Source organism: Kitasatospora sp. NPDC051170 (assembly GCF_044455705.1).
GTDB lineage: Bacteria > Actinomycetota > Actinomycetes > Streptomycetales > Streptomycetaceae > Kitasatospora.
Map to the genome: position 1 here is coordinate 509,891 of NZ_JBITFA010000004.1, position 25,470 is coordinate 535,360.

The 25,470-nt window shown below is 73.0% G+C and carries 25 protein-coding genes; 10 read left to right on the forward strand and 15 right to left on the reverse strand.

Features of this window, described 5'->3' with window-relative positions; translation table 11 throughout:
- Position 1 precedes the first annotated feature (1 nt).
- From ACIBCA_RS12525 to ACIBCA_RS12535, 3 genes are all read left to right on the forward strand, one after another.
- Positions 2-970 (forward strand): LysR family transcriptional regulator, encoded by a 969-nt coding sequence (locus tag ACIBCA_RS12525; protein ID WP_396282820.1) that lies wholly within the window; start codon positions 2-4, stop codon positions 968-970.
- Between the two features lie 126 nt (positions 971-1,096).
- On the forward strand, positions 1,097-2,251 hold the full coding sequence (locus ACIBCA_RS12530; RefSeq protein WP_051837872.1) for an adenosine deaminase: 1,155 nt from the start codon (positions 1,097-1,099) through the stop codon (positions 2,249-2,251).
- A gap of 236 nt (positions 2,252-2,487) precedes the next feature.
- Complete coding sequence (locus ACIBCA_RS12535) at positions 2,488-2,895, forward strand: hypothetical protein (RefSeq protein WP_396282821.1); 408 nt, start codon at positions 2,488-2,490, stop codon at positions 2,893-2,895.
- A gap of 133 nt (positions 2,896-3,028) precedes the next feature.
- Here ACIBCA_RS12535 and ACIBCA_RS12540 read toward each other — a convergent pair whose 3' ends face one another.
- Positions 3,029-3,211 carry a PspC domain-containing protein gene (locus ACIBCA_RS12540; protein WP_031073456.1) on the reverse strand — a complete coding sequence of 61 codons (183 nt, stop codon included), beginning with the start codon at positions 3,209-3,211 and terminating at the stop codon, positions 3,029-3,031.
- Positions 3,212-3,594: 383 nt separating this feature from the next.
- Here ACIBCA_RS12540 and ACIBCA_RS12545 point away from each other — a divergent pair, with 383 nt between their 5' ends.
- A complete protein-coding gene (locus ACIBCA_RS12545) occupies positions 3,595-4,977 on the forward strand; it encodes a hypothetical protein (protein ID WP_396282822.1) in 1,383 nt (460 codons plus the stop codon).
- 141 nt (positions 4,978-5,118) lie between these two features.
- Here the strand turns inward: ACIBCA_RS12545 and ACIBCA_RS12550 are convergent, their stop codons facing one another.
- A complete protein-coding gene (locus ACIBCA_RS12550; RefSeq protein WP_396282823.1) occupies positions 5,119-5,670 on the reverse strand; it encodes a hypothetical protein in 552 nt (183 codons plus the stop codon).
- A gap of 143 nt (positions 5,671-5,813) precedes the next feature.
- Here ACIBCA_RS12550 and ACIBCA_RS12555 point away from each other — a divergent pair, with 143 nt between their 5' ends.
- Complete coding sequence (locus tag ACIBCA_RS12555; protein WP_396282824.1) at positions 5,814-6,452, forward strand: PhzF family phenazine biosynthesis protein; 639 nt, start codon at positions 5,814-5,816, stop codon at positions 6,450-6,452.
- 23 nt (positions 6,453-6,475) lie between these two features.
- Here ACIBCA_RS12555 and ACIBCA_RS12560 read toward each other — a convergent pair whose 3' ends face one another.
- From ACIBCA_RS12560 to ACIBCA_RS12575, 4 genes are all read right to left on the reverse strand, one after another.
- Positions 6,476-7,096, reverse strand: coding sequence for a VanZ family protein (locus ACIBCA_RS12560; RefSeq protein WP_396282825.1), 621 nt, complete (start codon positions 7,094-7,096; stop codon positions 6,476-6,478).
- 139 nt (positions 7,097-7,235) lie between these two features.
- A complete protein-coding gene (locus ACIBCA_RS12565; protein ID WP_396282826.1) occupies positions 7,236-7,577 on the reverse strand; it encodes a hypothetical protein in 342 nt (113 codons plus the stop codon).
- Positions 7,574-9,118, reverse strand: coding sequence for a sensor histidine kinase (locus ACIBCA_RS12570; RefSeq protein WP_396282827.1), 1,545 nt, complete (start codon positions 9,116-9,118; stop codon positions 7,574-7,576). Before ACIBCA_RS12570 ends, ACIBCA_RS12565 begins: the two co-directional genes overlap by 4 nt.
- A gap of 58 nt (positions 9,119-9,176) precedes the next feature.
- Entirely contained in the window at positions 9,177-9,854 is a 678-nt protein-coding gene (locus ACIBCA_RS12575) for a response regulator transcription factor (protein ID WP_031073463.1), read from the reverse strand.
- Between the two features lie 557 nt (positions 9,855-10,411).
- Here ACIBCA_RS12575 and ACIBCA_RS12580 point away from each other — a divergent pair.
- Positions 10,412-11,101, forward strand: coding sequence for a SigE family RNA polymerase sigma factor (locus ACIBCA_RS12580; protein ID WP_396282946.1), 690 nt, complete (start codon positions 10,412-10,414; stop codon positions 11,099-11,101).
- Between the two features lie 198 nt (positions 11,102-11,299).
- On the opposite strand, the gene ACIBCA_RS12585 is transcribed toward ACIBCA_RS12580, so the two are convergent.
- The 5 genes from ACIBCA_RS12585 to deoC form a co-directional block, all read right to left on the reverse strand.
- Positions 11,300-11,923: an ATP-binding protein gene (locus ACIBCA_RS12585; protein ID WP_396282947.1), complete on the reverse strand. Its 624-nt coding sequence runs from the start codon at positions 11,921-11,923 to the stop codon at positions 11,300-11,302.
- Positions 11,924-11,984: 61 nt separating this feature from the next.
- Positions 11,985-12,395, reverse strand: coding sequence for a hypothetical protein (locus ACIBCA_RS12590; RefSeq protein WP_396282828.1), 411 nt, complete (start codon positions 12,393-12,395; stop codon positions 11,985-11,987).
- A gap of 277 nt (positions 12,396-12,672) precedes the next feature.
- Positions 12,673-13,578, reverse strand: a complete 906-nt coding sequence (locus ACIBCA_RS12595; RefSeq protein WP_396282829.1) for an aldehyde dehydrogenase family protein — start codon at positions 13,576-13,578, stop codon at positions 12,673-12,675.
- Entirely contained in the window at positions 13,571-15,061 is a 1,491-nt protein-coding gene (locus ACIBCA_RS12600) for an aldehyde dehydrogenase family protein (protein WP_396282830.1), read from the reverse strand. The genes ACIBCA_RS12595 and ACIBCA_RS12600 overlap by 8 nt, the downstream gene beginning before the upstream one ends.
- Positions 15,062-15,066: 5 nt before the next feature.
- Positions 15,067-16,053, reverse strand: coding sequence for a deoxyribose-phosphate aldolase (gene deoC, locus ACIBCA_RS12605; RefSeq protein WP_396282831.1), 987 nt, complete (start codon positions 16,051-16,053; stop codon positions 15,067-15,069).
- A gap of 156 nt (positions 16,054-16,209) precedes the next feature.
- On the opposite strand from deoC, the gene ACIBCA_RS12610 reads away from it, so the two are divergent.
- Positions 16,210-16,431 (forward strand): hypothetical protein, encoded by a 222-nt coding sequence (locus ACIBCA_RS12610; RefSeq protein ID WP_396282832.1) that lies wholly within the window; start codon positions 16,210-16,212, stop codon positions 16,429-16,431.
- Positions 16,432-16,666: 235 nt separating this feature from the next.
- Positions 16,667-17,344, forward strand: a complete 678-nt coding sequence (locus tag ACIBCA_RS12615; protein WP_396282833.1) for a PH domain-containing protein — start codon at positions 16,667-16,669, stop codon at positions 17,342-17,344.
- 75 nt (positions 17,345-17,419) lie between these two features.
- On the opposite strand, the gene ACIBCA_RS12620 is transcribed toward ACIBCA_RS12615, so the two are convergent.
- The 3 genes from ACIBCA_RS12620 to ACIBCA_RS12630 form a co-directional block, all read right to left on the reverse strand.
- The gene (locus ACIBCA_RS12620) at positions 17,420-19,138 is read right to left on the reverse strand and encodes a phospho-sugar mutase (protein ID WP_396282834.1); all 1,719 of its coding nucleotides are present in this window, start codon (positions 19,136-19,138) and stop codon (positions 17,420-17,422) included.
- Positions 19,139-19,309: 171 nt separating this feature from the next.
- The gene (locus ACIBCA_RS12625) at positions 19,310-20,185 is read right to left on the reverse strand and encodes a purine-nucleoside phosphorylase (protein WP_396282835.1); all 876 of its coding nucleotides are present in this window, start codon (positions 20,183-20,185) and stop codon (positions 19,310-19,312) included.
- A gap of 81 nt (positions 20,186-20,266) precedes the next feature.
- Positions 20,267-20,704 carry a gamma-glutamylcyclotransferase gene (locus tag ACIBCA_RS12630; protein WP_396282836.1) on the reverse strand — a complete coding sequence of 146 codons (438 nt, stop codon included), beginning with the start codon at positions 20,702-20,704 and terminating at the stop codon, positions 20,267-20,269.
- Between the two features lie 97 nt (positions 20,705-20,801).
- Between ACIBCA_RS12630 and ACIBCA_RS12635 the strand changes: the two genes are divergently transcribed.
- Positions 20,802-22,253 carry an NAD(P)H-quinone dehydrogenase gene (locus tag ACIBCA_RS12635; RefSeq protein WP_396282838.1) on the forward strand — a complete coding sequence of 484 codons (1,452 nt, stop codon included), beginning with the start codon at positions 20,802-20,804 and terminating at the stop codon, positions 22,251-22,253.
- Between the two features lie 236 nt (positions 22,254-22,489).
- The gene (locus tag ACIBCA_RS12640; RefSeq protein WP_037973305.1) at positions 22,490-23,449 is read left to right on the forward strand and encodes a DeoR/GlpR family DNA-binding transcription regulator; all 960 of its coding nucleotides are present in this window, start codon (positions 22,490-22,492) and stop codon (positions 23,447-23,449) included.
- 89 nt (positions 23,450-23,538) lie between these two features.
- Here ACIBCA_RS12640 and ACIBCA_RS12645 read toward each other — a convergent pair whose 3' ends face one another.
- On the reverse strand, positions 23,539-25,311 hold the full coding sequence (locus ACIBCA_RS12645) for an acetyl/propionyl/methylcrotonyl-CoA carboxylase subunit alpha (RefSeq protein WP_396282839.1): 1,773 nt from the start codon (positions 25,309-25,311) through the stop codon (positions 23,539-23,541).
- Between the last annotated feature and the right edge of the window lie 159 nt (positions 25,312-25,470).

A 25,470-nucleotide genomic window follows, 5' to 3' on the forward strand; every position in this document is an offset into this window, starting at 1 on the left:
CATGACGGGGCCGGAGTCGGCGGACGGTGTGGAACAGGGCCACCGGGTGGCCGAGTTGGGGCCCGGTGAGCCCGCGGTGCTGCTGGCGCCGAGGCTGGCGCAGTTCGCCGCGGTGGCCCGGCTGGAGCACGTGACGCGGGCGGCGGCGCTGCTCGGGGTGCCGCAGCCGACGCTGTCGCGGGCGGTGGCGCGGCTGGAGGAGGAGCTGGGGGTGGACCTGCTGGCCCGGCAGGGCCGGACCGTCCGGCTGACGAGGGCCGGGCGGCTGCTGCTGGCCTCGGTGGAGCGGGCGCTGGCGGAGGTCGAGCGGGGTGCGGAGGCGGCCCGGGCGGAGGCGGATCCGGCGGCCGGGCGGGTGGCCTTCGGGTTCCTGCACACGATGGGGCCGGACGCGGTGCCGGCGCTGCTGCGGGGGTTCCGGGCGGAGAATCCGCAGGTGCGGTTCCAGCTGGTGCAGGACTACGGCGGGGCGATGCTGGAGCGGCTGCGGGCGGGGGAGCTGGACCTGTGCCTGGTCGCGCCGCTGCCGGACGATCCGGCGTTCGTGGCCCGCCCGCTCGACGAGCAGCGGCTGAACCTGGTCGTCCCGGCGGACCACCGGCTGGCCGGGCGGCGGCGGATCAGGCTGGGGGAGGTGGCGGAGGAGCCGTTCGTCGGTCTGGAGCCGGGGTACGGGCTGCGGGTGATCACGGACGACTTCTGCGCGCAGGCGGGCTTCGTGCCCCGGCTGACCTTCGAGGGGGAGGAGGCGGAGACGCTGCGCGGGCTGGTGGCGGCGGGCCTGGGTGTGGCGCTGCTGCCGCCGCCGCTGGTGCCCCGGCCGGGGGTGGTGGAGCTGGAGGTGACGGCGCCGAGGACGCGCCGGGCGGTGGGGCTGGCCTGGGCGGCGGGGCGGCCGCTGACTCCGCCGGTGGCGGCGTTCCGGGATTTCGTGCTGTCGCGGCGGGGGCGGCTGCTGCACCACGACTGACGGCCGGGCCGGGGATTGCGCATTGGTGGATCGTATGGACCGGTCGGTGGAATTCCGCGTGGAGTTTGGACCATCCGGCGGTGTTCCCGGTGGTGGGTCTACGCGCGTAGGGGCTATATTTCCGCAATGGAGAAGCAGATCCCCGTCACCACCGCGGGCACGGGCCCGCGCATTCCCACCCCCGACCAGATCCGCCGCGCGCCGAAGGTGCTGCTGCACGACCACCTGGACGGCGGGCTGCGCCCGGAGACCGTCGTCGAGCTGGCCGCCGCGGTCGGCTACGAGGGCCTCCCGACCATGGACCCCAAGGAACTCGGCGAGTGGTTCCGCGAGGCCGCCGACTCCGGCTCGCTGGTCCGCTACCTGGAGACCTTCGCGCACACCTGCGCCGTCATGCAGACCCGCGAGGCCCTGATCAAGGTCGCCGCCGACTGCGCCGAGGACCTGGCCGCGGACGGCGTCGTGTACGCCGAGGTGCGCTACGCCCCCGAGCAGCACCTGGAGGGCGGACTGAGCCTGGACGAGGTCGTCCTGGCCGTCCAGGAGGGCTTCCGCCTCGGCGAGGCCAACGCCCGCGCGGCCGGCCACCGCATCCGCGTCGGCACCCTGATCACCGCGATGCGCCACGCCGCGCGTTCGCAGGAGATCGCCGAGCTGGCCAACCGCCACCGGGACGCGGGCGTCGTCGGCTTCGACATCGCGGGCGCCGAGGCCGGGTACCCCCCCACCCGCCACCAGGCCGCCTTCGACTACCTCAAGGGCGAGAACAACCACTTCACCATCCACGCGGGCGAGGCGTTCGGCCTGCCGTCGATCTGGGAGGCCCTGCAGTGCTGCGGCGCCGATCGGCTCGGCCACGGCGTGCGGATCGTCGACGACATCACGGTGAACGAGGACGGCTCCGTCGAGCTCGGCCGCCTGGCCGCGTACGTGCGCGACAAGCGCATCCCGCTGGAGATGTGCCCGACCTCCAACCTCCAGACGGCGGCGGCCACTTCGTACGCCGAGCACCCGATCGGGCTGCTGAGCCGGCTGAAGTTCCGGGTCACGGTGAACACCGACAACCGGCTGATGAGCGGCACCAGCATGAGCCAGGAGTTCGGGCACCTGGTGGACGCCTTCGGTTACACGCTGGGCGACATGGAGTGGTTCACCGTCAACGCGATGAAGTCCGCGTTCCTGCCCTTCGACGAGCGGCTGGCGATGATCGGCGACGTGATCAAGCCGGGCTACGCCGAGCTCAAGGCGGAGTGGCTGTTCGCCTCCGGCGCCGGCAACTGAGTCTTCGGCCGTTTCGGCCGTTTCGGTCGTACGCGAGGTCGGATGAACGCCCTTTTCTCGTGCGGAAATTGGTGTTCATCCGACTATTCCCTCGGGTGAGTGAACGCCCTTTGGTGCTGGCGCGAACCTCTCACTACGGTGTGCCAGTCATGCCGTCGACGACAGCGGTGGCGGCGGTCGCCCTTCCGCCCTCCGCGTCGGAGCCGGCCACCGACGACGACCCAAGGGGACGAACCATGAAGCAGGCTCTCAAGGCCGCCGGCACCGCCGCGCTCGGCATCGCCATCGCGGCGGTCGGTGCCGGCACCGCCTCCGCCGAGGCCCCGGCGCCCGGCGGCCTCGGGCTTCCCACCGGCGCGGTGACGAACCCCGCGGTGACCGGTGCGGTCACCGACACCGCCTCCAAGCTGCCCGGTGGTGACAAGGTCACCGGCGCGCTCGGCACCCTCGCCCCGACCGCCGGTCACGCCGCTGCGGCGGCCCCGGAGGCGGCTCCGGTCGCCGCGCCCGCCGTTGCGCCCGCTGCCGCGCCGGTCGCCGGTGTGACGCAGACCCGTGGGGCCATCCCGACCATCCCGGGCGTCGACAAGACCCCGATCGGGGGGCTGACCGGCGCCCTGCCGCTGCCGGGCCTCGCCGGCTGACCCTGGCACGCAGCACGACGGGCCGCCCGCCCCGGGAACTCCGGGGCGGGCGGCCCGTTCTCGTGCGCCCGCCGGGATCACGGCTCAGGAATCACGCTTCTGGGATCACGTCTCCGGGATCACGGTTCTGGGATCACGGCTCCTGGGGGAGCAGCACCCACAGGGCGAGGTAGACCAGGAACTGCGGGCCGGGCAGCAGGCAGGAGGCCAGGAAGATCAGGCGGACGGTCCAGGGCGTCAGGCCGAAGCGCTCGGCGATCCCGGCGCAGACGCCGGCGATGACGCGGTTGTGGCGGGGGCGGGCGAGGCGGGCCATGGTGGTCTCCCAATCGGTTGCGACCCGGTCGGCCGGTCCGGCGGGTGTACTTCCATGCTCCGTCGCGGACGGGCGGCAAGCCTCCGCCCACCAGGTGATTCGCGGCCCCGGCGGGTCACCGGGGAGGCGTACCCGGCCGTCGGGGTCGTCTCGGGGAGGGCCCTGAGGACGGAAGTCCTATTCGGGCGGCGGGGCGGTGGCCGGGTGGGGGCGGAAACCCCGTGGCGAAGCTGTCGGATCATCTGGATATGATTCCGCGGTCGCTGATCATGGGGGGCTGAATCGGCGGCGCCCTCGCGGCTTCCAACGGCTTCAAGCTGCCCCTCACGTCTGCGACTTCGCACTTCCCCGGGCGCTCGCCCGCATTCCTCCGTGAGGTTCCCTTGCGCATTCAGCACCGCCGGCTCCTCGCTGTCGCGGCCGCCGCCACCCTGGTCTCGGGCGTCGCCCTGACCTCGGCCCCCGCCGCGTTCGCGGCCCCGGCGGCACCCGGCCCCACCGCCCCCGCGCCCCAGGGCCAGGCTTCGCCCGTCACGGTCACGGTCAGCGGCTTCCCGACCACCGTCAAGGCGGGCAACGCGGTCGAGTTCACCGCGACGTTCAAGAACACCGCCGATCATCAGATGGATGCGACCACCAGCTTCAGCGTGGCCTCCACCAGCTCCGCCCTCAAGCAGAGCCAGCTCAAGCTGGAGTTCCAGCGCCCGGGTGGCACGCAGTGGCAGGAGGCCAAGCCGTTCGGCCTCACCTCCGGTGGTGCCTGGGAGCTCGACGGGTCCGCCGCCCAACTGCACCTCGCCCCCGGTGCCGAGGCCGTCTACCGGCTGCGGCTGACCTTCTCCGCCGATGCCGCCCCCGGTCAGGCATCCGCGGCCGTCAGCGCGGCGGTCACCGATCCGACCGTTCCCGCCGGCCAGCCCTCCTCCAGCCTGGCCTCCGGCGGCACCCCGAACTTCACCGTCGAGCCGCCGGACGGTCCTGCCACCCCGCCCACGGCCGGTCTGCCGGAGATCAAGGTCGAGGGCCTGCCGGAGACCTTCACCGCCGGTGGCGAGGCGAAGGCGTTCAAGGCCGTCTACACCAACCGCACCGGCAAGGACCTGCGGATCGTCCCCGCGATCGTCTTCCAGGGCGAGGGCGTGCTGCGGCCCGACGCCGTCAAGCTGGAGTTCCAGACGCAGGACGGAAAGTGGCTGGCTGCCACCCCGACGCCGGACGGGGACATCCCCGGCACCCAGCTGGGCGTGGCACTGGCCACGGGTAACAAGGCCGACGACGTCATCCCGCTGCCCAAGGGCGAGACCCGCACGGTCAATCTGCGCCTGGCCTTCACCAAGGACGCGCCGGTCGCCGCCGAGACGGTCTTCGCCAACGCGTACAGCCTGCCCGGGCAGGGCGAGCACCAGGCCGGGACGTCCAGCCCGAAGGCCCCGTTCAAGATCGAGGCCGCGGCCACGGGCGGGGCGACCACCCCGGCCACCCCGGCTCCCACGACGCCGGCCACCCCGTCGACCACCGACCCCGCCCCGGCGACCCAGGCCCCGGTCGTCCCGGCCGCGCAGAGCGGCACGGGCGCGCAGGGTTCGTCGGCCACCGGCTCGTCGGGGACGACCGCCACCGCCGCGTCGGCCACCGGCACCGACCTGGCCTCCACCGGCGGCGGCTCCTCGGCCGCCCCGATGGCGATCACCGGCGCCACCGCGATCGCGCTCGGCGCGGGCACCCTGGTCGTGGCGCGCCGCCGCATGGCTGCCGCTCAGCGCTGATCCCGGATACGGCGAGAGGGCCCGTTCCCCCCTTCGTAGTGCCACTACGGATGTAGTCGCACTACGTACGTAGTGGCACTACTGCAGTAGTTCCACTACGGAAGGGGGGACGGGCCCTCGAGGCGTCCGTACGGGCGGAGCTCAGGCCGTCGGCGGCTGCTGCGGCGGAGTGGGCTGCGCGTAGGGGTTGTCCGCCACCGGCTGGGCGGGCGTGCCCGGCTGATACGGCGCGGCGCCGTGCGGCGCGGCCGGAGCACCCTGCGGGGCCGCCGGGGCGACGGGCGCGGCCGGGGCGGCCGGCTGCCAAGTCTGCGGAGCGGGCGCCTGCGCGGCGTTGGGGTCGAACGGCGCGTTCGGGTTGTACGGGGCGTTCGGGTTGTACGGGGCCACCGGCGCGGCCGGCTGCGCGTTCTTGGCGTTGCTGCGCTCGACGATCGACTTCACCATGGCGACGATCAGCAGCACGGGCAGGATGAACACCTTCAGGAAGATGGTGTAGGTGCCGCCCTCGAAGACGAACGCGAGGTAGTAGGCGTAGCCGAGGAATCCGAGGCCGACCAGGCTGCAGATGATCCGCATCCCGATCTTCACGCGCATGCTGGCCACGCCGAGGCCGAGCAGGATGATGCCGCTGAGGGCAAGCGCCACGACGTACCAGGAGAAGAGCGGCTCGGCGCTGAAATCGAGATTCAAGGTGCTTCCTGTAACCGGAATGAAAAACGGAGGAACCGTTCGGGGACGAGAGCGCACAGTACTGGAGGCGGCTGACATCCGGCGTCGCCTTTTCATCACGGTGTCATTGCGCTGCACCGGAACGGAGATTGACGAGGTGGGAAATGGTCGGCTATGAGCTGCTGCGGGTCTTTTGCGGACCGGACGGTGAGTACGGGAACGAGCTCGGCGTGGTGCGCGAAGGCGCCTCGCTGCCGGCGCGGGCGGATCGTCAGGCCCTCGCCCGTGAACTCGGCTACAGCGAGACGGTGTTCGTCGACGACCCGGTGAGCGGGGAGATCGACATCTACACCCCGACCCTGCGCCTGCCCTTCGCCGGCCACCCCTGCGTGGGCGCGGCCTGGCTGCTCGGCGTCGACCGGTTGGTCACCGCCGCCGGTGTCGTGGGCGTGCGCCGCGAGGGCGGGCTGACCAGGATCGAGGCCCGGCCCGAGTGGGCGCCCGGGCGCACCCTGCGTCAGTACGGTTCGGCGGCCGAGGTGGACGCCCTGGAGGTGCCGCCGCCGGGCGAGTGGATCTACGCCTGGGCCTGGCAGGACGAGGCGGCCGGCACCGTCCGGGCCCGGGCCTTCCCCGGGCGGGGCGACGGCATCGACGAGGACGAGGCGACGGGCGCGGCCGCCCTGTTGCTGACCGCCCGCCTCGGCCGGGAGCTGACGATCACCCAGGGCCGGGGTTCGCAGCTGATGACCGGGCCGCGCCCGGGCGGGCTGATCGAGGTCGGCGGCCGGGTGGTCGCGTAGGCCGTGTCGTTCGGCTCGGGCCCTCAGGGGGCGGGCGGCGTCGGTTCGGCGTAGGCGCGGGGGCGGGGGGCGAGGGCGACCACCGGGGTGACGACGGGCGTCACCGCGTGGACCGTCGCCCTGTCGGCCGTCGGTGCGATCCGGACGGCGGCCCCCGCCTGCCCGTCCTCCGAGGCGGCCCGCCGGGCGGCCGCCGTCAGGCGCTCGCGCAGCACGTGCCGCAGGCCCGGGACGAAGGCGAGGTGGGTGACGGCCACGCCGATCACCGCGAGCAGGATGTGGTCCACGTTGAGCACGTGCCCGGGCGTCCAGGAGGAGAGGAACTCCAGGCCCGTCGCCAGCATGGCGGAGGCGCCGGTGGTGCGCAGGAAGGACGGCAGCCAGCCCGCCCGCACGCGCCCGCCGGCCAGCGGGAGCAGCACCCCGAGCGGGGCCAGCAGCAGGAGTTCGCCGGCGACCTGCCAGCCCGTCGAGGAGCGCAGCGACGCCAGCGGCGTCAGGTTGGCGTCGTAGACCCAGGCCACCGGCAGGGGCCGGAGCACCACCAGCCAGAGCACCACCGCCAGGTGGCAGGCCAGGCCCGCCAGCCCGATCAGGCGGAGGGGACGGTGGACGACCGCCGTCGGCCCGGTCTCGGTCCGCACGACGGAACGCTCGTCGCGTGTCCTGGTGCCATCTCGCTGCACGGGGGGAAGGACGTGAGCCGGTGGCGCGACGGTTCCACACCCGGCGTGAACATTCCGAAAGCGCCCCTCGGCGCCCCCGTACGACTGCCGGTACCGGCTACCGGCAGCCCGCGCCGGGGACGGCGCTGAACGGGTTGTCCGGCGGCGCGCTGCTCGCCTGCGCCGGGGCCGGGGACGGGCTCGCGGCGCCCTTGGCGACCCCGCCCCGGGCCTGGGTGACGGCCGGGGTCGGGGCGGGGGTGGCCAGGGCGGTCGGCACGTGCGGGGCGGTCGGGCAGGCCGTCCGGCTGGCCGGGGCCCCGGCGTCCACGGGCACGGCGGTGGGCCGGATGCCGCAGCCGGAGGCCAGCGCGAGCAGCGCCACCACCCCGGCCGAGCGGCGCAGGACGGTCGGCAGCGCAGGCGCGGCGGTCGAACGTACGGCGGTGGAGCGGGTCAACTTGCGTCCTTGTCCCGGGCGGCGTCGCGAACCGGGCCGCCCTCGGTCTCGTCCTCGGACGGCGGAGCCGGCGGGGCCAGTGGCAGCGTCAGGGTGAACACCGCGCCGACCTCCCCGTTGGCCGCCGTGATCGTGCCCCCGTGGATCTGCGCGTTGGCCATCGCGATCGACAGCCCCAGGCCGCTGCCCTCGGAGCGGGCCCGCCCCCGGTCGGCCTTGTAGAAGCGGTCGAAGACGTGCGGCAGCACGTCCTCGGGGATGCCGGGGCCGCTGTCGGAGACCTCGACCACCACCGAGTCGCCGGTCTGCCGGACCTTGACGCGCACCGGCGAGCCGCCGTGCTTGAGGGCGTTGCCGATCAGGTTGGCGAAGACCACGTCGAGCCGGCGCGGGTCGACGACGGCCAGGATGCCGCGCGGGGCGTCCAGTTCGACGGCGTCGTACCAGGCCCGGCCGTCGATGCAGGACATGATCAGGTCGGCCATGTCCACCTCGTCGGCGACGAGCTTCGCGGTGCCGGCGTCGAAGCGGGTGACCTCCATGAGGTTCTCCACCAGGTCGGACAGCCGCCTGGTCTCGCTCACCACGAGCCGTACGGCCGGTTCGATCATGGGGTCGAGGGACTCGGCCTCGTCCTCCAGGATGTCGGTGACGGCGGTCATCGCGGTCAGCGGGGTGCGCAGCTCGTGCGACATGTCGGCGACGAACCGCCGGCTCTGCGCCTCGCGTGCGCTCAGCTCCTCCACCTGCTCGTGCAGCGCCTCCGCCGTCCGGTTGAACGTCCGCGCCAGGTCGGCGAGTTCGTCGGCGCCGTCGACCTCGAGCCGGGTGTCCAGCCGCCCCTCGCCGAGCTTGCGGGCGGCGTCGCCGAGCCGCTTGACCGGCCGCAGCACGGTGGCGGAGGCGGCCTGGGCGAGCAGCGCGGAGCCGATCAGGGCGAGCAGGGTGGCGATGGACAGCGACCAGCCCAGGGTGTTGAGGTCGGCCCGCTCGTTCTCCAGCGACTTGAACATGTACGCCGTCGGGCCGTTCGGCATCACCTTGCTGCCGCCGATCAGGAACGGCCGGCCCTCCAGGTTCTGCCGCTGCCAGTACAGGTGGTACCGGTACGGGTTGCTGTCGGTGATCTCGCGCGGCTTGGCGACGGTGGACTGCAGCGGGGCCGGGACGTCGGCCAGGGTGAAGTGCGCCGGGTCGGAGGAGGCCGAGCACTCCGGGTGCTCCGGGTCCGTCACCACCACGTCGTAGCTCAGGCCGGAGCTGGCCACGCCGGAGGCGAGGCCGGCGAGGTCCTGGCAGGTCGCGTTCAGCGGCATCGTGGAGACGCTGCGGCTGAGCGAGACGCGGAAGTCGTTGAGCGCCGTGTCCTGGGCGCGCTTGAGCACCGCGTCGCGGTTCAGCCAGTACGCGATGCCGGAGGCCGAGACGGCGGCGAGCAGCGCGACCGCCGCGAACACCGCGATCAGCCTCACCCGCAGCGAGCGCAGCTGGCGCCACGAAACGGCCGGTATGCGCCGGGTGGTCGTCTGGTGGTCAGTCACGTGAGCCTGTCGTCGTACGGGAGTTGCGGGAGTGGAGGGAGCCGAGGGGGAGAGGGACTCAGGCCGGAGGGTCCAGCCGGTAGCCCACCCCGCGCACGGTGCGGATCAGCGTCGGCGCCGACGGCACGTCCTCGACCTTGGCCCGCAGCCGCTGCACGCAGGCGTCCACCAGCCGGGAGTCGCCCAGGTAGTCGTGCTCCCAGACCAGCCGCAGCAGCTGCTGCCGCGAGAGCGCCTGGCCGGGACGGCGGCTGAGTTCCAGCAGCAGCCGCAGCTCGGTCGGGGTCAGCTGGAGGTCCTGGCCGTCCTTGGTGACGGTCATCGCCGCGCGGTCGATCACCACGGTCCCGTACGCGGAGGAGTCCGAGCTCTCCCGTTCGCCGCGCCGCAGCACGGCGCGGATGCGCGCGTCCAGGACGCGGGGCTGCACCGGCTTGACCACGTAGTCGTCGGCGCCGGACTCAAGGCCCACCACCACGTCGATGTCGTCCGAGCGGGCGGTGAGCAGGATGATCGGCAGCTGGTCGGTGCGGCGGATGCGCCGGCACACCTCGAAGCCGTCGATGCCGGGCAGCATGACGTCGAGCACGATCAGGTCGGGCCGTTGCTCCTTGAAGAGTTTCAGACCGTCCTCACCGGAGGCGGCGGTGGCCACGCGGTGGCCCTGGCGGGTGAGGGCGAGTTCGAGGCCGGTGCGGATGGCGTCGTCGTCCTCGATCAGTAGGAGGAAAGGCACGGCCCCATTTTGGCCCACCGGCCGCGCCGATTCACCCCCCGGACCGGTCACCGCCCGTACGGGAACCGGAAGGAACGCCCCCGGCGTCCGGTACGGAGGAGGGCGGACCGGGACGAACGGCCCACCCCTGTGACACCCCTGTGACAGTCGGCAGACAGTGCCATCACAACCGCCGGGCAGGATTTTCCGTGTCGCCGCAGGACAGCGGGCCCCAGGCCCGGCTGGAGGGCGGCAACCGGAACCGCTCGTACCGACCCAGGGGGCGCACGATGAACGCCATGCTTCAGACCCGGACCAACCCGGCTGTCCGCACCGCGCGTTCGTCAGCCACCGCCCCCCGGACCCGGTACGAGGTCAGGACCGACGAGAACTCCGGTGCCGTGACCGTACGGGGGTGCGCGCACAGCACCGGTGGAAACCCTGCCGCACGCCGGGTGAGCGGCGGTGGCAGGACGGGGGAGCTGTACGGGATCGGCCGGACGGGGAGTGCGGCCGACTCCGCCAACACCCTCACGCTGCGGGGGATCCTCCCCGTCCGCGTCGAGGGCAAGGACGCCCTGGGGGGCAACCGGGGGAACAGCGGTCTGCGGACGGTCGGCTCGGGGGAGCCGGCCGGCCGCGAGGCCGCAGGTGCGACGCTGCTGCGGCTGAACGCCGCACCGGCCCGCACCGGCCAGGCGGGACAGGGAGACGCGCAGGGGGAGCACCCGGCCGTCGCGGAGGACCACATCACGGAGTTCACCGCGTACGTGCGCGAGCGCCGCGCCTCCCTGTACGCCACGGCCTACCACCTCACCGGTGACCGCTACGAGGCCGAGGACCTGCTGCAGAGCGCGCTCTTCAGCACCTACCGCGCCTGGGGCCGGATCACCGACAAGGCCGCGGTCGGGGGCTACCTGCGCCGCACCATGACCAACCTGCACATCTCCGCCTGGCGGCGCCGCAAGGTCAACGAGTACCCGACCGAGGAGCTGCCGGAGACGGCCGGCGACACCGACGCGATGGGCGGCACCGAGCTGCGCGCCGTGCTGTGGCAGGCGCTGGCGAAGCTGCCGGAGAACCAGCGGACCATGCTGGTGCTGCGGTACTACGAGGGCAAGACCGACCCGGAGATCGCCGACGTGCTGGGGATCAGCGTCGGCACGGTCAAGAGCAGCATCTGGCGTGCGCTGCGCCGGCTGCGCGAGGACGAGCACCTGAACAAGTCGGGCGACACCGTCCGGGCGTTCGGCGAGCTGGTCGCGTAGCGGCGCGGCGATGGACTCCCGTCGGGGGACGGGAAGCGGACGGTCACGGTCCGGGGGTCGGCTCGGGGGAGCGGCCCGTGGGGGAGCCGAGGATCGTTCGAAGGGCGACGGGCCCGGTGCGGGGGAGACGCACCGGGCCCGTCGTTTTCACGTCGTTCTGACGCCGTTCTGACGCCGCTCCGACGTCGTACGAGCGGCTCAGACGGTGGTGAAGCGCCCGGCCCACGCCGCCACGTGTATCCGCCGCTCGGCCTCGGGGCCGGCGCAGGCGTACGAGCCCAGCGAGACCTGCCGCTCGACGATCGAACGCTCGGCCCGCATCAGCCGCACCCCCCGGCGCAGCAGCACGGGCAGCGACTTGCGGCCCTCCCGGACGTCCCGGCGCAGCCGGCGCCAGGCCGTGGTGAGCGCGCCGTTGCGCAGGCACAGGGCGTCGCCGAGCAGCCCCTGGGCCTCGCACTCGCCGACGATCTCGGCGGCGAAGATGCCCTCGGCGATGAACGCGCCCGCCTCGCCGAGCTCCAGGAGGTGGGTGCCGACGCGGCCGTTGTCCGGGATCGAGTACACCGGCACCTCGGCGCGCCCCTGCTCGTGCAGCGCGCGGATGGCGGCGAGCGCCTGGTCGCGGTGCCAGGCGAGCGGGGAGTCCCAGTCGACGGCGCCGTCCGGCAGCCGGGGCAGGGTCGGGTCGTCGCCGTCCTTGTAGAAGTCGTCGAGCTGGAGGACCGGCAGACCGCTGCGCTCGGCGAGGGAGGACTTCCCCGAACCGGAGGGCCCGGAGATCAGGATCACCCGGGCGGGCGGGGTCGGTGCGGGGTTCATGGGGGAGTCACTCACGGGACACCAGTCTGACGCATCCCGGCCGGTTACCGAAACCGGTCGGTCAGACCTTTCCGGCGGCGTCCGGACCGGCCAGGGCGAGGTGCAGCATCGGCAGGTAGCGGCTGTCGACCTGGAGGTAGACCATCCGGCCGCCCCGGGGCGGTTCGTAGCCGGTGGCGGCCCAGTCCTGGCTGTGCCAGGTGTCGGGCTCGGGCTCGTGGAAGGTGCCGCCGACGGGCAGGTCGACGTGACCGAGCGCACGGGAGCCGAAGGTGACCGTGCGCGAACCCGGGGTGATGTGCAGTTTCCCGTTGACGTAGGCGCGTTGCCGGCCGGGCCGCTCGGACCGGGCCGAGCACGGGATCCGTACGGGCCGGCCGGCGGCCAGGCGCCTGCGGGTGCGGGAGACGTGCCACCGGCGGATGAACCCGTCGGTGAGCAGCGGCATTAGCTCGGCGATCAACTCTCCCACGGCGCCCCCTCGTTCGGTCCCTCGTTCGTCCGGGTGAAGGTCCCGGTGAACGTTCCGTGAACGCCCCGGTGAACATCCCGGTACGAAGGATTGTGCGCCGCGCGCGCCCGCCCCGGGGATCGCCGAAAGTCGAGGGGTACGCCGACGAAAGTCGACGGACCCGCACCTGGGGGGGAGAGGTGCGGGTCCGTCTCATGACCGCCCGGGCCCTGGGGGGGAGAGGGCACTGGGGACGGCCAGTCTGTGGAGTTGTGACTCAACCCGTCGGGGACGGAGGTCAGATCCCCATCGGGTGCCAGACCGTCTTCGTCTCCAGGAACGAGAGTAGCCGGTCCGTACCGGGCGCATCCGTCCAGTCCCGGGCGAACGGGTCCAGCTCCGGACGGATTACCCGCTTGAGGGTATCCGCGGCGGAAGCCTCCAGGGCGGGCGCCGCGCCGGGGCCGTCCTCGGCGATCGCGCCGGTGAGGTCCAGCGCGTTGACGTCCTGGTGCGAGGCCAGGGTCGGCGCGATGTCGGCCGTGCGGCCCGAGATGATGTTGACCACGCCGCCCGGGACGTCCGAGGTGGCCAGCACCTCGCCCAGCGACAGCGCGGGCAGCGGGGCGTCCGCGGCGGCCGCGACCACGACCGTGTTGCCGGTGGCGATCGCCGGGGCGATCACCGAGACCAGGCCGAGCAGCGAGTGCCCGTACCCGGCCTGCGGGGCGACGATCCCGACCACGCCGGTCGGCTCCGGGACGGAGAGGTTGAAGAACGGGCCGGCGACGGGGTTGGCGCCGCCCGCGATCTGGGCGACCTTGTCCGTCCAGCCCGCGTACCAGACCCAGCGGTCGATCGCGGCGTCCACCAGCGCGGCGGCCTTCTTCGGGCCGATGCCCTCGGAGAGGGCCACCTCGGCGGCGAACTGCTCGCGGCGGCCCTGGAGCATCTCGGCGACGCGGTACAGCACCTGGCCGCGGTTGTAGGCGGTGGTGCCGGCCCAGCCCTTGACCGCCTTGCGGGCGGCCACGACGGCGTCACGGGCGTCCTTGCGGGTGCCCAGCGGGGCGTTGGCGAGCCACTGGCCCTTTGCGTCGGTCACCTCGTACACCCGCCCGCTCTCGGAGCGCGGGAACTTCCCGCCGACGTACAGCTTGTAGGTCTTGAGGACGTCAAGACGCGCGAAGGTCGTGTCAGACATCGAGGTAGGCCTCCAGACCGTGGCGGCCACCCTCGCGGCCGTAACCCGACTCCTTGTAGCCGCCGAACGGCGAGGTCGGGTCGAACTTGTTGAAGGTGTTGGCCCAGACCACGCCGGCCTTGAGCTGGTTCGCCATCCAGAGGATGCGCGAGCCCTTCTCCGTCCAGATGCCGGCGGAGAGGCCGTACGGGGTGTTGTTGGCCTTCTCCACGGCCTCCGCGGGGGTGCGGAAGGTCAGGACGGAGAGCACCGGGCCGAAGATCTCCTCCTGGGCGATCCGGTGGGCCTGGCTGACGCCGGTGAACAGGGTCGGCTTGAACCAGAAGCCGGTGCCCGGGAGTTCGCAGGCGGGGGACCAGCGCTCGGCGCCCTCGGCCTCGCCGGCCTCGGTCAGCGCGGTGATCCGGGCCAGCTGCTCGGCGGAGTTGATGGCGCCGATGTCGGTGTTCTTGTCCAGCGGGTCGCCGACGCGCAGGGTGGCCATGCGGCGCTTGAGGGCGTCCAGCAGCTCGTCCTGGATCGACTCCTGGACCAGCAGGCGCGAGCCCGCGCAGCAGACGTGGCCCTGGTTGAAGAAGATGCCGTTGACGATGCCCTCGACGGCCTGGTCGATCGGCGCGTCGTCGAAGACGATGTTGGCGGCCTTGCCGCCCAGCTCCAGCGACAGCTTCTTGCGGGTGCCGGCCAGCTGCCGGGCGATCGCCCGGCCGACCGGGGTGGAGCCGGTGAAGGCGACCTTGTTGACGTCCGGGTGGGCCGTCAGCGCGGCGCCCGTACGGCCGTCACCGGTGACGATGTTGACGACGCCCTTCGGCAGGCCCGCCTGGCGGCAGATCTCGGCGAAGCGCAGGGCGGTCAGCGGGGTGGTCTCGGCCGGCTTGAGGACGACGGTGTTGCCGGTCGCCAGGGCGGGCGCGATCTTCCACGCGAGCATCAGCAGCGGGAAGTTCCACGGGATGACCTGGCCGGCCACGCCCAGCGGCTTCGGGTTCGGCCCGAGGCCAGCGTGGTCGAGCTTGTCGGCCCAGCCCGCGTAGTAGAAGAAGTGCGCGGCGACCAGCGGCAGGTCGACGTCGCGGGTCTCGCGGATCGGCTTGCCGTTGTCGATCGACTCCAGCACGGCCAGCTCGCGGCTGCGCTCCTGGACGATCCGGGCGATCCGGAACAGGTACTTGGCGCGCTCGCTGCCCGGCAGGGCCGACCAGTCGGTGAAGGCCTTGCGGGCGGCGGCGACGGCGCGGTCCACGTCCTCGTCGGTGCCCTGGGCGAACTCGGCGAGCACCTGCTCGGTGGCCGGGTTGACCGTCTTCAGGGACTCGCTGCCGGAGGAGTCGACGAACTCGCCGCCGATGAAGTGGCCGTAGGAGGTGGCGATGTCGCCCGCGGCGGCGGGGGACTCGGGGGCCGGGGCGTACTCGAAGAGGCCGCCCTTGCGCACGGGCTCCCCGGCGGTGGAGGTGGTGGTCGTCTTCTTCTTGGCCATGGTGATCAGTCCACCGTCACGTAGTCGGGGCCGGAGTAGCGTCCGGTGGTGAGCTTCTGGCGCTGCATCAGCAGGTCGTTGAGCAGGCTGGAGGCGCCGAAGCGGAACCAGTGCGGGGTCAGCCAGTCGTCGCCGAGGGTCTCGTTGACCATCACCAGGTACTTCATGGCGTCCTTGGTGGTGCGGATGCCGCCCGCGGGCTTCACGCCGACCTGCACGCCGGTGGCCTCGCGGAAGTCGCGGACGGCCTCCAGCATCAGCAGGGTGACCGGCGGGGTCGCGTTGACGGCGACCTTGCCGGTGGAGGTCTTGATGAAGTCGGCGCCGGCCAGCATCGCCAGCCAGGAGGCGCGGCGCACGTTGTCGTACGTCTGCAGCTCGCCGGTCTCGAAGATCACCTTGAGGTGGGCGGAGGTGCCGTCGGCGCGCTTGCACGCCTCCTTGACGGCGACGATCTCGTTGAAGACGTCGAAGTAGCGGCCGGAGAGGAAGGCACCGCGGTCGATCACCATGTCGATCTCGTCGGCCCCCGCGGCCACCGCGTCGGCGGTGTCGGCGAGCTTGACCGGGAGGGCGGCGCGGCCCGCCGGGAAGGCGGTGGCGACGGAGGCGACCTGGATGTCGGTGCCGCGCAGGGCGTCCTTCGCGGTGGCGACCATGTCCGGGTAGACGCAGATCGCGGCGACGCGGGGGGTGGTCGGGTCGGTCGGGTCGGGGGTCCTGCCCTTGGCGCACAGGGCGCGCACCTTGCCGACCGTGTCCGCGCCCTCGAGCGTGGTCAGGTCGATCATGGAGATCGCCAGGTCGATGGCGTACGCCTTCGCCGTGGTCTTGATCGAGCGGGTACCGAGGGTGGCGGCACGCGCCTCCAGGCCGACCTGGTCGACGCCGGGCAGGCCGTGCAGGAAGCGGCGGAGCGAGGCCGCGGACGCCGCAACGTCCGAGAGGCCGCTGCCCGCAACGCCGGGGGCATTGGCTGCAACAGTGGACATAGTCACCAGACCAGCATATCTACGCGCGTAGTCGTCCGCTAGAGCACCCCCCTTTCGTGGCCGGACCGAGATCTGGGGGCGGTCGGCGTTCATGCGAACGGGCGAATCGGGGAAAACACGGATGTCTCCGGGTCTCCTCGTCGCCACACTGGCGGCATGGGGGTGAAACCGACCATCAGGGACGTGTCCGCCGGCGCCCGGAACATTCTGGCGGCGAGAGCGAAGCGCGAGCGCCCGTTCCTCACTCGCTACGTCGCCGACGTGCTGGACCGAGGGGCCCGGAGACCGACGATGGGCGAGGTGTTGGACCGCATCGCCTCCCGCCGCAGACTCCCGGGCGGCAGCGAACAGGTGGTCGAGGCCGTTCGTGAACGGTGATCGCCGGTGTCCGCGCCTGGCGAGGGGCGGAAGCCGGCCACCCGGCGTGATCATCGAGACGACGGACGACATCAAGCGACGCCTGAAGTTCCGGCTCCCCGCCGGAGCCGATCTCGCGGCCGACGATCGCGCCGGGGCGGACGAGGACCGTGCACATCCGATAGGTGCCGAATAGCCGTCGAACGGTGATCGTCGGGGCCTGTGGTCCGCGCGGGGCATGGGGCAGAATCGGGCCATGACCCAATCCGACGGCGGGCCCCACCGGGGCCGGCCCGCTCCCGACGGGGACCAGGCGTACGCGGACCGCGTGTACCGCTCCGTCCCCGGTGTGATCACCGGCGTGATGCTGCTCGCCCTGGCCGCCTGGCTGATCGGCGACGCCCTGCTGAACGGGACGGGCAGGACCCCGTACGTGTCGCTGGCCGCCCTGCCGCTGTTCGCGGCCCCCGTGATCGCCTACACGCTGCGCCCGGTGGTGCGGGCGACCCCCGCCGGGCTGCTGGTGTGCAACCCGTGGCGGACGATCACCGCGCCCTGGGCCTCGGTGGACGCCCTGCGCGCCGGGTACTCGGTCGAGCTGCTCGCCGGCGGGAAGAAGTACCAGGTCTGGGCGGTGCCGGTGTCGCTGCGCCAGCGCAAGCGGGCCGGCCGGCTGCGGGCGGAGAACCAGGGCGAGGAACACGCCTCCCGGGTCGGGATGATCTTCGGCCGCCAGGCCAACCCGGTGGTCGTCGGCTCCCCGGACCCGACGAAGGCGTGGTCCGACCAGGTGACGGCCGTGCTCCAGGAGATGGCCGAGCGCAACGCCGGCGAGCCGGCCGCCGCCGGGCCGGTCGTGGTGCGCTGGTGCTGGTGGCTGATCGCGCCGACGCTGATCGGGCTGGTCGCGCTGATCACGGCGATCGCGGTCTGACCGCGTTCCGGGCGAACGTACGGAGAAGGGCCCGCCGTGCACCGGCGGGCCCTTGCGTCGTGACGGGGGCCGGGGTCAGATCCCGGCGGCCGCGGCGAGGTCGCGCTTGATCGCGTCGAGCAGCTCGGCGGCCCGCGTACGGGCGGCGCCGAGGTCGGCGGCGGTGGCGACCGGGAGGACGACCTCCAGGTAGCACTTGAGCTTGGGCTCGGTGCCCGAGGGCCGGACCACGATCCGCGCGGAGCGCACGGCCTCGCCCTCCAGGTAGTAGCGCAGCCCGTCGGTGGGCGGCAGCTCGGCGGAGCCGGCCGACAGGTCGTCGGCGCGGGTGACGGTCAGGCCGGCCACGGCGGTCGGCGGCCGCTCACGCAGGCGGCGCATGGCGTCGGCGATCAGCGAGAGGTCCTGGACGCGGACGGAGAGCTGGTCGGTGGCGTGCAGGCCGTGCTCCAGCGCCAGGTCGTCCAGCAGGTCGGTCAGGGTGCGGCCGGACTTCTTGAGGGTGGCGGCCAGCTCGGCGACGAGCAGGGCGGCGGTGACGCCGTCCTTGTCGCGCACGCCCTGCGGGTCGACGCAGTAGCCGAGCGCCTCCTCGTAGCCGTAGCGCAGGCCCTCGGTGCGGGAGAGCCACTTGAAGCCGGTCAGCGTCTCGGCGTAGCCCAGGCCCGCGGCCTCGGCGATCCGGCCGAGCAGGGTGGCGGAGACGATGGTGGTGGCGAAGGTGCCCTCGGCCTTCTTGGCGACGAGCGCCGAGCCGAGCAGCGCGCCGACCTCGTCGCCGCGCAGCATCCGCCAGCCGGAGGTGCCGTTGCCGGAGCCGGCCGCGTTGGCGTTGACGGGCACGGCCACCGCGCAGCGGTCGGCGTCCGGGTCGTTGGCGATGACGATGTCCGGGCCGACGGAGGCGGCGGTGCGGAAGGCGAGGTCCATCGCCCCCGGCTCCTCCGGGTTGGGGAAGGCGACGGTCGGGAAGTCCGGGTCGGGCTCGGCCTGTTCGGCGACGACGGTCGGCGCGGGGAAGCCGGCCCGGCGGAAGGCGGCGACGAGGGTGTCGCGGCCGACGCCGTGCATCGGGGTGTAGACCACGTCGAGGTCGCGCGGGCTGTGCTCGTCCACGATGCTCACGGCCCGGTCCAGGTACGCCTCGACGACCTCCTCGCCGAGCACCTCCCAGCCGCCCTCGGCGCGCGGGACGTCGTCCAGCGAGCCGATCGCGTCGATCTCGGCGGCGATCCCGGCGTCGGCCGGCGGGACGATCTGCGAGCCGTCGCCCAGGTAGACCTTGTAGCCGTTGTCCTGCGGCGGGTTGTGGCTCGCGGTGACGGTGACGCCGGCGGCCGCGCCCAGGTGGCGGACGGCGAAGGCGAGCACCGGGGTCGGCAGCGCGCGGGGCAGCAGCGCGGCGCGCAGGCCCGCACCGACGACCACGGCGGCGGTGTCCCGGGCGAAGTCGTACGACTTGTGGCGGGCGTCGTAGCCGATGACGACCAGGTCGCCCAGGCCCTCCTTCTTCACGTACGCGACCAGGCCTGCGGCGGCCCGGATCACCACGGCGCGGTTCATCCGCATCGGGCCGGCGCCGAGCTCGCCGCGCAGGCCGGCGGTGCCGAACTGGAGGCGGTCGGCGAAGCGCCCGGCCAGCTCGGCCCAGGCGAGCTGCCCGTCCTCCTCGGCCCCGGGGGCCTCGGCCCGGGCCAGCAGGGCGGTCAGTTCCTCGCGGGTCTGCGGGTCCGGGTCCTCGGCCAGCCAGGTCCGGGCCCGGGAGAGGAGGTCGGTGGTGCTTGCCTGCGTCATGGTGTGCAGCTCCATCGGGAAGTGCGTCGGTGGGTCGGCCGGAGGGTTCCGCGCGATGAGAAGACGCGATGAGAAGGGGTGTGCACATGCGGACGGGGCCCACGGGAGGGCGTGATCAGCGGATCACGCCGCCCGTGGGCCCCGTCTCATGCATTCTGTGCCTGGTGGGCGTCAGATCCGCTCAAGGACCTTCGCCAGCAGCTCGCCCATGCGCTCGGCGGAGGCCTTGCCGGCCTCCAGGACCTCGGCGTGGTTGAGCGGCTCGCCGGTGATGCCGGCGGCCAGGTTGGTGACCAGGGAGATGCCGAGCACCTCGGCGCCGGCTTCGCGGGCGGCGATGGCCTCCAGGGTGGTGGACATGCCGACCAGCTCGCCGCCGATGACCCGGGCCATGTTGACCTCGGCCGGGGTCTCGTAGTGCGGGCCGCGGAACTGGACGTAGACGGCCTCGTCCAGGGTCGGGTCGACCTCGCGGCACAGGGTGCGCAGGCGCTTGGAGTACAGGTCGGTGAGGTCGACGAAGTTGGCGCCGACGATCGGGGAGTCCCCGGTCAGGTTGATGTGGTCGCTGATCAGCACCGGCTGGCCCGGGGTCCAGCCCTGGCGCAGGCCGCCGCAGCCGTTGGTCAGCACGATGATCCCGCAGCCGGCCGCGGCGGCGGTGCGCACGCCGTGGACGACGGTGGCGACGCCGTGGCCCTCGTAGTAGTGGTTGCGGCCCAGGAAGATCAGGGCGCGCTTGTCGCCGATCTTCACCGAGCGGATCGTGCCGGCGTGGCCGGCGACGGAGGGGGCGGGGAAGCCCGGGAGGTCGGTGACCGGGAACTCGGCCACGGTCTCGCCCAGGGCGTCGGCGGCCGGCACCCAGCCGGAGCCCATCACCAGGGCGACGTCGTGCCGCTCGGCACCGGTCAGCTCGCGCAGGCGCGCGGCGGCGGCCTGGGCGGCGGCGTAGGGGTCGGTGGAGACGACCGACTGAGGAGTTGCGTTCACGCGTCCGAGGATAGACGGGAATCGGCTACGCGCGTAGAAAATCGCCCGCGGCATGCCGGATCGTTACCCGGTTGACCCGAAAGTACAGCTCGGTGGCGCCTTTCGGGTGAAGCGGCCGTCGGGACGTACGAGAGCTCAGCAGGGGCGGCGGCGAAGGTCGAGCACGTAGTCGTCCGGGGCGCCCGCGCTCTCGGCGGCGTCGGCGATCAGGCCGAGGTAGCGGGCGGCGGGCAGGCCGCCCTCGTAGTCGTTGAGGACGTACGTCCAGACCTGGATGTCGCCCTCCAGGGTGTGCGCCCGCAGCTTGGTCTTGCGGTAGATGCCCAGCTGCACGCCCTCCCAGCGGTCCAGGCCCTCCTCGTCCATCGGCGCGATCTCGTAGAGCGCGACGAAGACCTGGTCCTTCTCGTCCTCCACGACGGTGGCCAACGAGCCCTCCCAGCCCAGCTGTTCGCCGCCGAAGGTGAGCCGCCAGCCGTCCAGCCAGCCGGTGCCGCGCAGCGGGGAGTGCGGGGCGCGGCGGGTCATCTGCCGGGCATCGAGGTTCGTGGCATACGCGGCGTAGAGGGGCATGGGGGTCAGAGTAGCCCGGCCGGGTGGGTGGGGCGTGTGTCCGGTACACGTCCTCACCTCCGACCCCGGCGTGGCGGCGTTCCCGGCGTGCGGGACAATGGGTGGCGTGACTCGGATCGTGATCATCGGTGGCGGACCCGGCGGCTACGAGGCGGCGCTGGTGGCCGCCCAGCTCGGCGCGGAGGTGACCGTCGTCGACCGCGACGGTCTGGGCGGATCGGCGGTCCTGACGGACTGCGTGCCGTCGAAGACCCTCATCGCGACCGCGGAGGTGATGACCACCTTCGACAGCTCGTACCAGGAGCTCGGCATCACCGTCCAGGACGGCGCGGCGCGCGAGCAGGGCGAGAAGGTCGTGGGCGTGGACCTCGGCAAGGTCAACCGCCGTGTGAAGCGCCTGGCCATCGCGCAGTCCCACGACATCACCCAGTCCGTCACCCGGGCCGGGGTCACCGTGCTGCGCGGCCGCGGCCGGCTCGGCGGCGGCGGGCAGGCCGTGGACGGCTCCCGCGAGGTGCTGGTGGACGGGCCGGACGGCTCGGTGCAGTCGCTGCGCGCCGACGCGGTGCTGATCGCCACCGGCGCGCACCCGCGCGAGGTGCCCGACGCCACGCCGGACGGCGAGCGCATCCTCACCTGGACGCAGGTGTACGACCTGGAGGAGCTGCCCCGCGAGCTGATCGTGGTCGGCTCCGGCGTCACCGGCGCCGAGTTCGCCGGCGCCTACCAGGCACTGGGCTCCAAGGTCACCCTGGTCTCCAGCCGCGACCGGGTGCTGCCGGGCGAGGACCCGGACGCCGCCGAGGTGCTGGAGGACGTCTTCCGCCGCCGCGGCATGAACGTGATGAGCCGCTCCCGGGCCGAGAGCGCCAAGCGCATCGGCGACCGGGTCGAGGTGACCCTCTCGGACGGCAAGGTCATCGAGGGCACCCACTGTCTGATGGCGGTCGGCTCGATCCCCAACACGGCCGAGATGGGCCTGGAGGAGGCCGGGGTCAAGCTCAACGACTGGGGCCAGATCCAGGTCGACCGGGTCTCGCGCACCAGCGCCCCCGGCGTCTACGCGGCGGGCGACTGCACCGGCGTCTTCATGCTCGCCTCGGTGGCGGCCATGCAGGGCCGGATCGCGATGTACCACGCGCTGGGCGACGCGGTGCAGCCGCTGAACCTCAAGACCGTGGCCTCCAACGTCTTCACCGACCCGGAGATCGCCACCGTCGGCTACACCGCCGCCGACGTGGAGTGCGGCAAGATGGACGCCGTCGTCGTCAAGCTCCCGCTGCGCGGCAACCCCCGCGCGAAGATGCAGGGCATCCGGGACGGCTTCGTGAAGCTGTTCTGCCGCCCGGGCACCGGCATCGTGGTCGGCGGCGTGGTCGTCGCCCCGCGCGCGAGCGAGCTGATCCACCCGATCTCGCTCGCGGTGGACGCCAATCTGACGGTCGAACAGGTGGCCAGTGCCTTCACCGTCTACCCGTCCGTGTCCGGATCGACCGCCGAGGCGGCCCGGCAGCTGCACATCCGCAAGCGGGCCGACGGCGAATCCTGAGCTCAAGGGGCACAGTTGAGGGCGGTCATCGGAAGGTGGCCGCCCTTCGCGCACGACGGACCGTCACCCGGACGGCGGGCGCAGCCCCGGCTTGCTGACGGCGCGTATTGTACGGTCACGCGCCGCTCGTGCGTGAGCATTTCCCGCTACCAGCTGCAAACGCATGAAAGCAGACGGTCACGCGGGTTACCGTCAGTTCTGTGTTTGCTGCAGAACGTCGCCAGTTGATCCTCGAAATGGTGCGCGCCAACGGAGCCGTCTCGCTCCGGGAGTTGGCCCGCGTCGTCCAGACCTCCGAAGTGACCGTGCGCCGTGACGTACGGGCGCTGGAGGCAGAAGGGCTCCTCGACCGCCGTCACGGCGGCGCGGTGCTCCCCGGCGGCTTCAGCCGCGAACCCGGCTACCCGCAGAAGACCCACCTGTCCGCGGCGGAGAAGAGCGCCATCGCGGACCTCGCCGCCTCGCTGGTGGAGGAGGGCGACGCGGTGGTGGTCGGCGCCGGTACCACCACCCAGGAGCTGGCCCGCAGACTCGCGAGGGTGCCCGGGCTGACGGTGGTCACCAACTCGCTGCTCGTCGCCCAGGCGCTGGCGCACGCCAACCGGGTCGAGGTGGTGATGACCGGCGGCACCCTGCGCGGCTCCAACTACGCGCTGGTGGGCAGCGGCGCGGAACAGGCGCTGCAGGGGCTGAGGGTCACCAAGGCCTTCATCTCCGGCAGCGGGCTGACGGCCGAGCGCGGGCTGTCGACCGCGAACATGCTGTCCGCGAGCGTGGACCGGGCCATGGTGCTGGCGGCCGCCGAGGTCATCGTCCTCGCCGACCACACCAAGCTCGGCGCGGCCGGCATGTTCCAGACCGTCGCCACCGACGCCATCACCCGGCTCGTCACCGACGAGCAGGCCACCGCGGACGACGCCACCGCCCGGGAACTGGACGCGCTGGCCGACTGCGGGGTGCAGATCGACCTGGCGCCCCTGGGCGGCGGCGCGGGCGGCAGCGACGCCCCCGTCCACGGCACCGGCAGCGGGCCCGTCCACCAGACGCAGCCCGGCCCGATGGCCCGCCGCTCGGGCCCGCCGCCCGGCGGCGCCCCGCTGCCCGGCCAGCGCCGCCCCGGCGCGCACGGCGGGCCGGTCGGCCCGGGCGGGATGCCCGTCCGGATGGCCGAGCTGGGGCTGCAGCGCGGGCGCTGAGCGCCGTACGAGAGCGGCCGGCCCGCACACCCCGGTGGGGCGTACGGACCGGCCGTGGAAAACGGACCTGCGTCAGTCCTTGATCTCGCTCAGTCCTTGATCTCGCAGAGCGCCGCGCCGCTGCTGACGCTCGCGCCGACCTCGGCCTTGAGGCCGACGACGGTGCCCGCCTTGTGCGCGTTCAGCGGCTGCTCCATCTTCATCGCCTCGAGGACGACGATCAGCTCGCCCTCGGCGACGACCTGGCCCTCCTCCACGGCGACCTTGACGATGGTGCCCTGCATCGGGGAGGCGAGGGTGTCGCCGCCGACGGCCGAGCCGGCCTTCTTGGCGCCCACGCGGCGCTTGGCCTTCGCCGCGCCCGCACCGGCCGCCGGGGCCGTCGAGACGCCCAGCGAGGACGGCAGCGAGACCTCGATCCGCTTGCCGCCGACCTCGACGACCACGGTCTCGCGGGTCTCGGCCTCCTCGCCCTCACCGGCCCCGCCCGCGAAGGCCGGGATGGTGTTGTCGAACTCGGTCTCGATCCAGCGGGTGAAGATCTTGAACGGCTCGTCGCTGCCGTGCACCTCGGGCGCGAAAGCCGGGTCGGTGACGACCGCCTGGTGGAACGGGATGGCGGTGGCCATGCCCTCGACCTTGAACTCGTTCAGCGCGCGGCGGGCCCGCTCCAGGGCCTGCTTGCGGTCGCGGCCGGAGACGATCAGCTTGGCCAGCAGGGAGTCCCAGGCCGGGCCGATGACCGAGCCGGTCTCCACGCCCGAGTCCAGGCGCACGCCCGGGCCGGACGGCGGGGCGAACAGCGTCACCGTGCCGGGGGCGGGCAGGAAGTTGCGGCCCGGGTCCTCGCCGTTGATGCGGAACTCGAAGGAGTGACCGCGCACCTCGGGGTCGCCGTAGCCGAGCTCCTCGCCGTCGGCGATGCGGAACATCTCGCGGACGAGGTCGAGGCCCGTGACCTCCTCGGTGACCGGGTGCTCCACCTGAAGGCGGGTGTTGACCTCCAGGAAGGAGATCGTGCCGTCCAGCGCCACCAGGAACTCGCAGGTTCCGGCGCCGACGTAGCCCGCCTCCTTGAGGATGGCCTTGGACGCGCGGTACAGCTCCGCGTTCTGCGCCTCGGTCAGGAACGGCGCGGGCGCCTCCTCGACCAGCTTCTGGTGGCGGCGCTGCAGCGAGCAGTCACGGGTGGAGACGACCACGACGTTGCCGTGGCTGTCGGCGAGACACTGGGTCTCCACGTGCCGCGGGTTGTCCAGGTAGCGCTCGACGAAGCACTCGCCGCGGCCGAAGGCGGCGACGGCCTCGCGCACCGCCGACTCGTACAGCTCCGGGATCTCCTCCAGCGTGCGGGCGACCTTGAGGCCGCGGCCGCCACCGCCGAAGGCCGCCTTGATGGCGACCGGCAGGCCGTGCTCCCGGGCGAAGACGACGACCTCGTCGGCACCCGAGACCGGGTCCGGCGTGCCGGCGACCAGCGGGGCGCCGGCGCGCTGCGCCACGTGCCGGGCGGTCACCTTGTCGCCGAGGTCGCGGATGGCCTGCGGCGGCGGGCCGATCCAGATCAGACCCGCGTCGAGGACGGCCTGGGCGAAGTCGGCGTTCTCCGACAGGAAGCCGTAGCCGGGGTGGACGGCGTCCGCGCCGGAGTCGGCGGCGGCCTTGAGGACCTTCGCGATGTCCAGGTAGCTGGTGGCCGGGGTGTCACCGCCCAGCGCGTAAGCCTCGTCGGCCGCGCGGACGTGCAGCGCATCCCGGTCCGGCTCGGCGTAGACGGCGACGCTGGCGATACCGGCGTCCGAGCAGGCCCGAGCGACGCGGACTGCGATTTCCCCGCGGTTGGCGATGAGCACCTTGCGCACTGTGGCTCCCTTCTTGAACCTCGTTGAGTTTATGGATTCCTGGGCGGTACCGGCGAGTAGCCCCAGGTTGTGAACTATCCCACACGCTCGGTGATGGGAATCGAGGCGTCCTCGACCGTCCGTGGAGACACTGCCCAGGTCACCGCGGGTGCGGTCGGA

What these genes read in the sequence shown, in the direction of transcription:
- ACIBCA_RS12555 (WP_396282824.1), top strand. Translation starts at nt 5,814, where the DNA reads ATGGTCGGCTATGAGCTGCTGCGGGTCTTTTGCGGACCGGACGGTGAG.
- ACIBCA_RS12600 (WP_396282830.1), bottom strand. Translation starts at nt 15,061, where the DNA reads ATGGCCAAGAAGAAGACGACCACCACCTCCACCGCCGGGGAGCCCGTG.
- ACIBCA_RS12595 (WP_396282829.1), bottom strand. Translation starts at nt 13,578, where the DNA reads ATGTCTGACACGACCTTCGCGCGTCTTGACGTCCTCAAGACCTACAAG.
- ACIBCA_RS12525 (WP_396282820.1), top strand. Translation starts at nt 2, where the DNA reads ATGACGGGGCCGGAGTCGGCGGACGGTGTGGAACAGGGCCACCGGGTG.
- ACIBCA_RS12585 (WP_396282947.1), bottom strand. Translation starts at nt 11,923, where the DNA reads ATGAACCCCGCACCGACCCCGCCCGCCCGGGTGATCCTGATCTCCGGG.
- ACIBCA_RS12625 (WP_396282835.1), bottom strand. Translation starts at nt 20,185, where the DNA reads ATGCCGCGGGCGATTTTCTACGCGCGTAGCCGATTCCCGTCTATCCTC.
- ACIBCA_RS12635 (WP_396282838.1), top strand. Translation starts at nt 20,802, where the DNA reads ATGGGTGGCGTGACTCGGATCGTGATCATCGGTGGCGGACCCGGCGGC.
- ACIBCA_RS12630 (WP_396282836.1), bottom strand. Translation starts at nt 20,704, where the DNA reads ATGCCCCTCTACGCCGCGTATGCCACGAACCTCGATGCCCGGCAGATG.
- ACIBCA_RS12640 (WP_037973305.1), top strand. Translation starts at nt 22,490, where the DNA reads ATGGTGCGCGCCAACGGAGCCGTCTCGCTCCGGGAGTTGGCCCGCGTC.
- ACIBCA_RS12620 (WP_396282834.1), bottom strand. Translation starts at nt 19,138, where the DNA reads ATGACGCAGGCAAGCACCACCGACCTCCTCTCCCGGGCCCGGACCTGG.
- ACIBCA_RS12615 (WP_396282833.1), top strand. Translation starts at nt 16,667, where the DNA reads ATGACCCAATCCGACGGCGGGCCCCACCGGGGCCGGCCCGCTCCCGAC.
- ACIBCA_RS12535 (WP_396282821.1), top strand. Translation starts at nt 2,488, where the DNA reads ATGAAGCAGGCTCTCAAGGCCGCCGGCACCGCCGCGCTCGGCATCGCC.
- ACIBCA_RS12530 (WP_051837872.1), top strand. Translation starts at nt 1,097, where the DNA reads ATGGAGAAGCAGATCCCCGTCACCACCGCGGGCACGGGCCCGCGCATT.
- deoC (WP_396282831.1), bottom strand. Translation starts at nt 16,053, where the DNA reads ATGTCCACTGTTGCAGCCAATGCCCCCGGCGTTGCGGGCAGCGGCCTC.
- ACIBCA_RS12610 (WP_396282832.1), top strand. Translation starts at nt 16,210, where the DNA reads ATGGGGGTGAAACCGACCATCAGGGACGTGTCCGCCGGCGCCCGGAAC.
- ACIBCA_RS12540 (WP_031073456.1), bottom strand. Translation starts at nt 3,211, where the DNA reads ATGGCCCGCCTCGCCCGCCCCCGCCACAACCGCGTCATCGCCGGCGTC.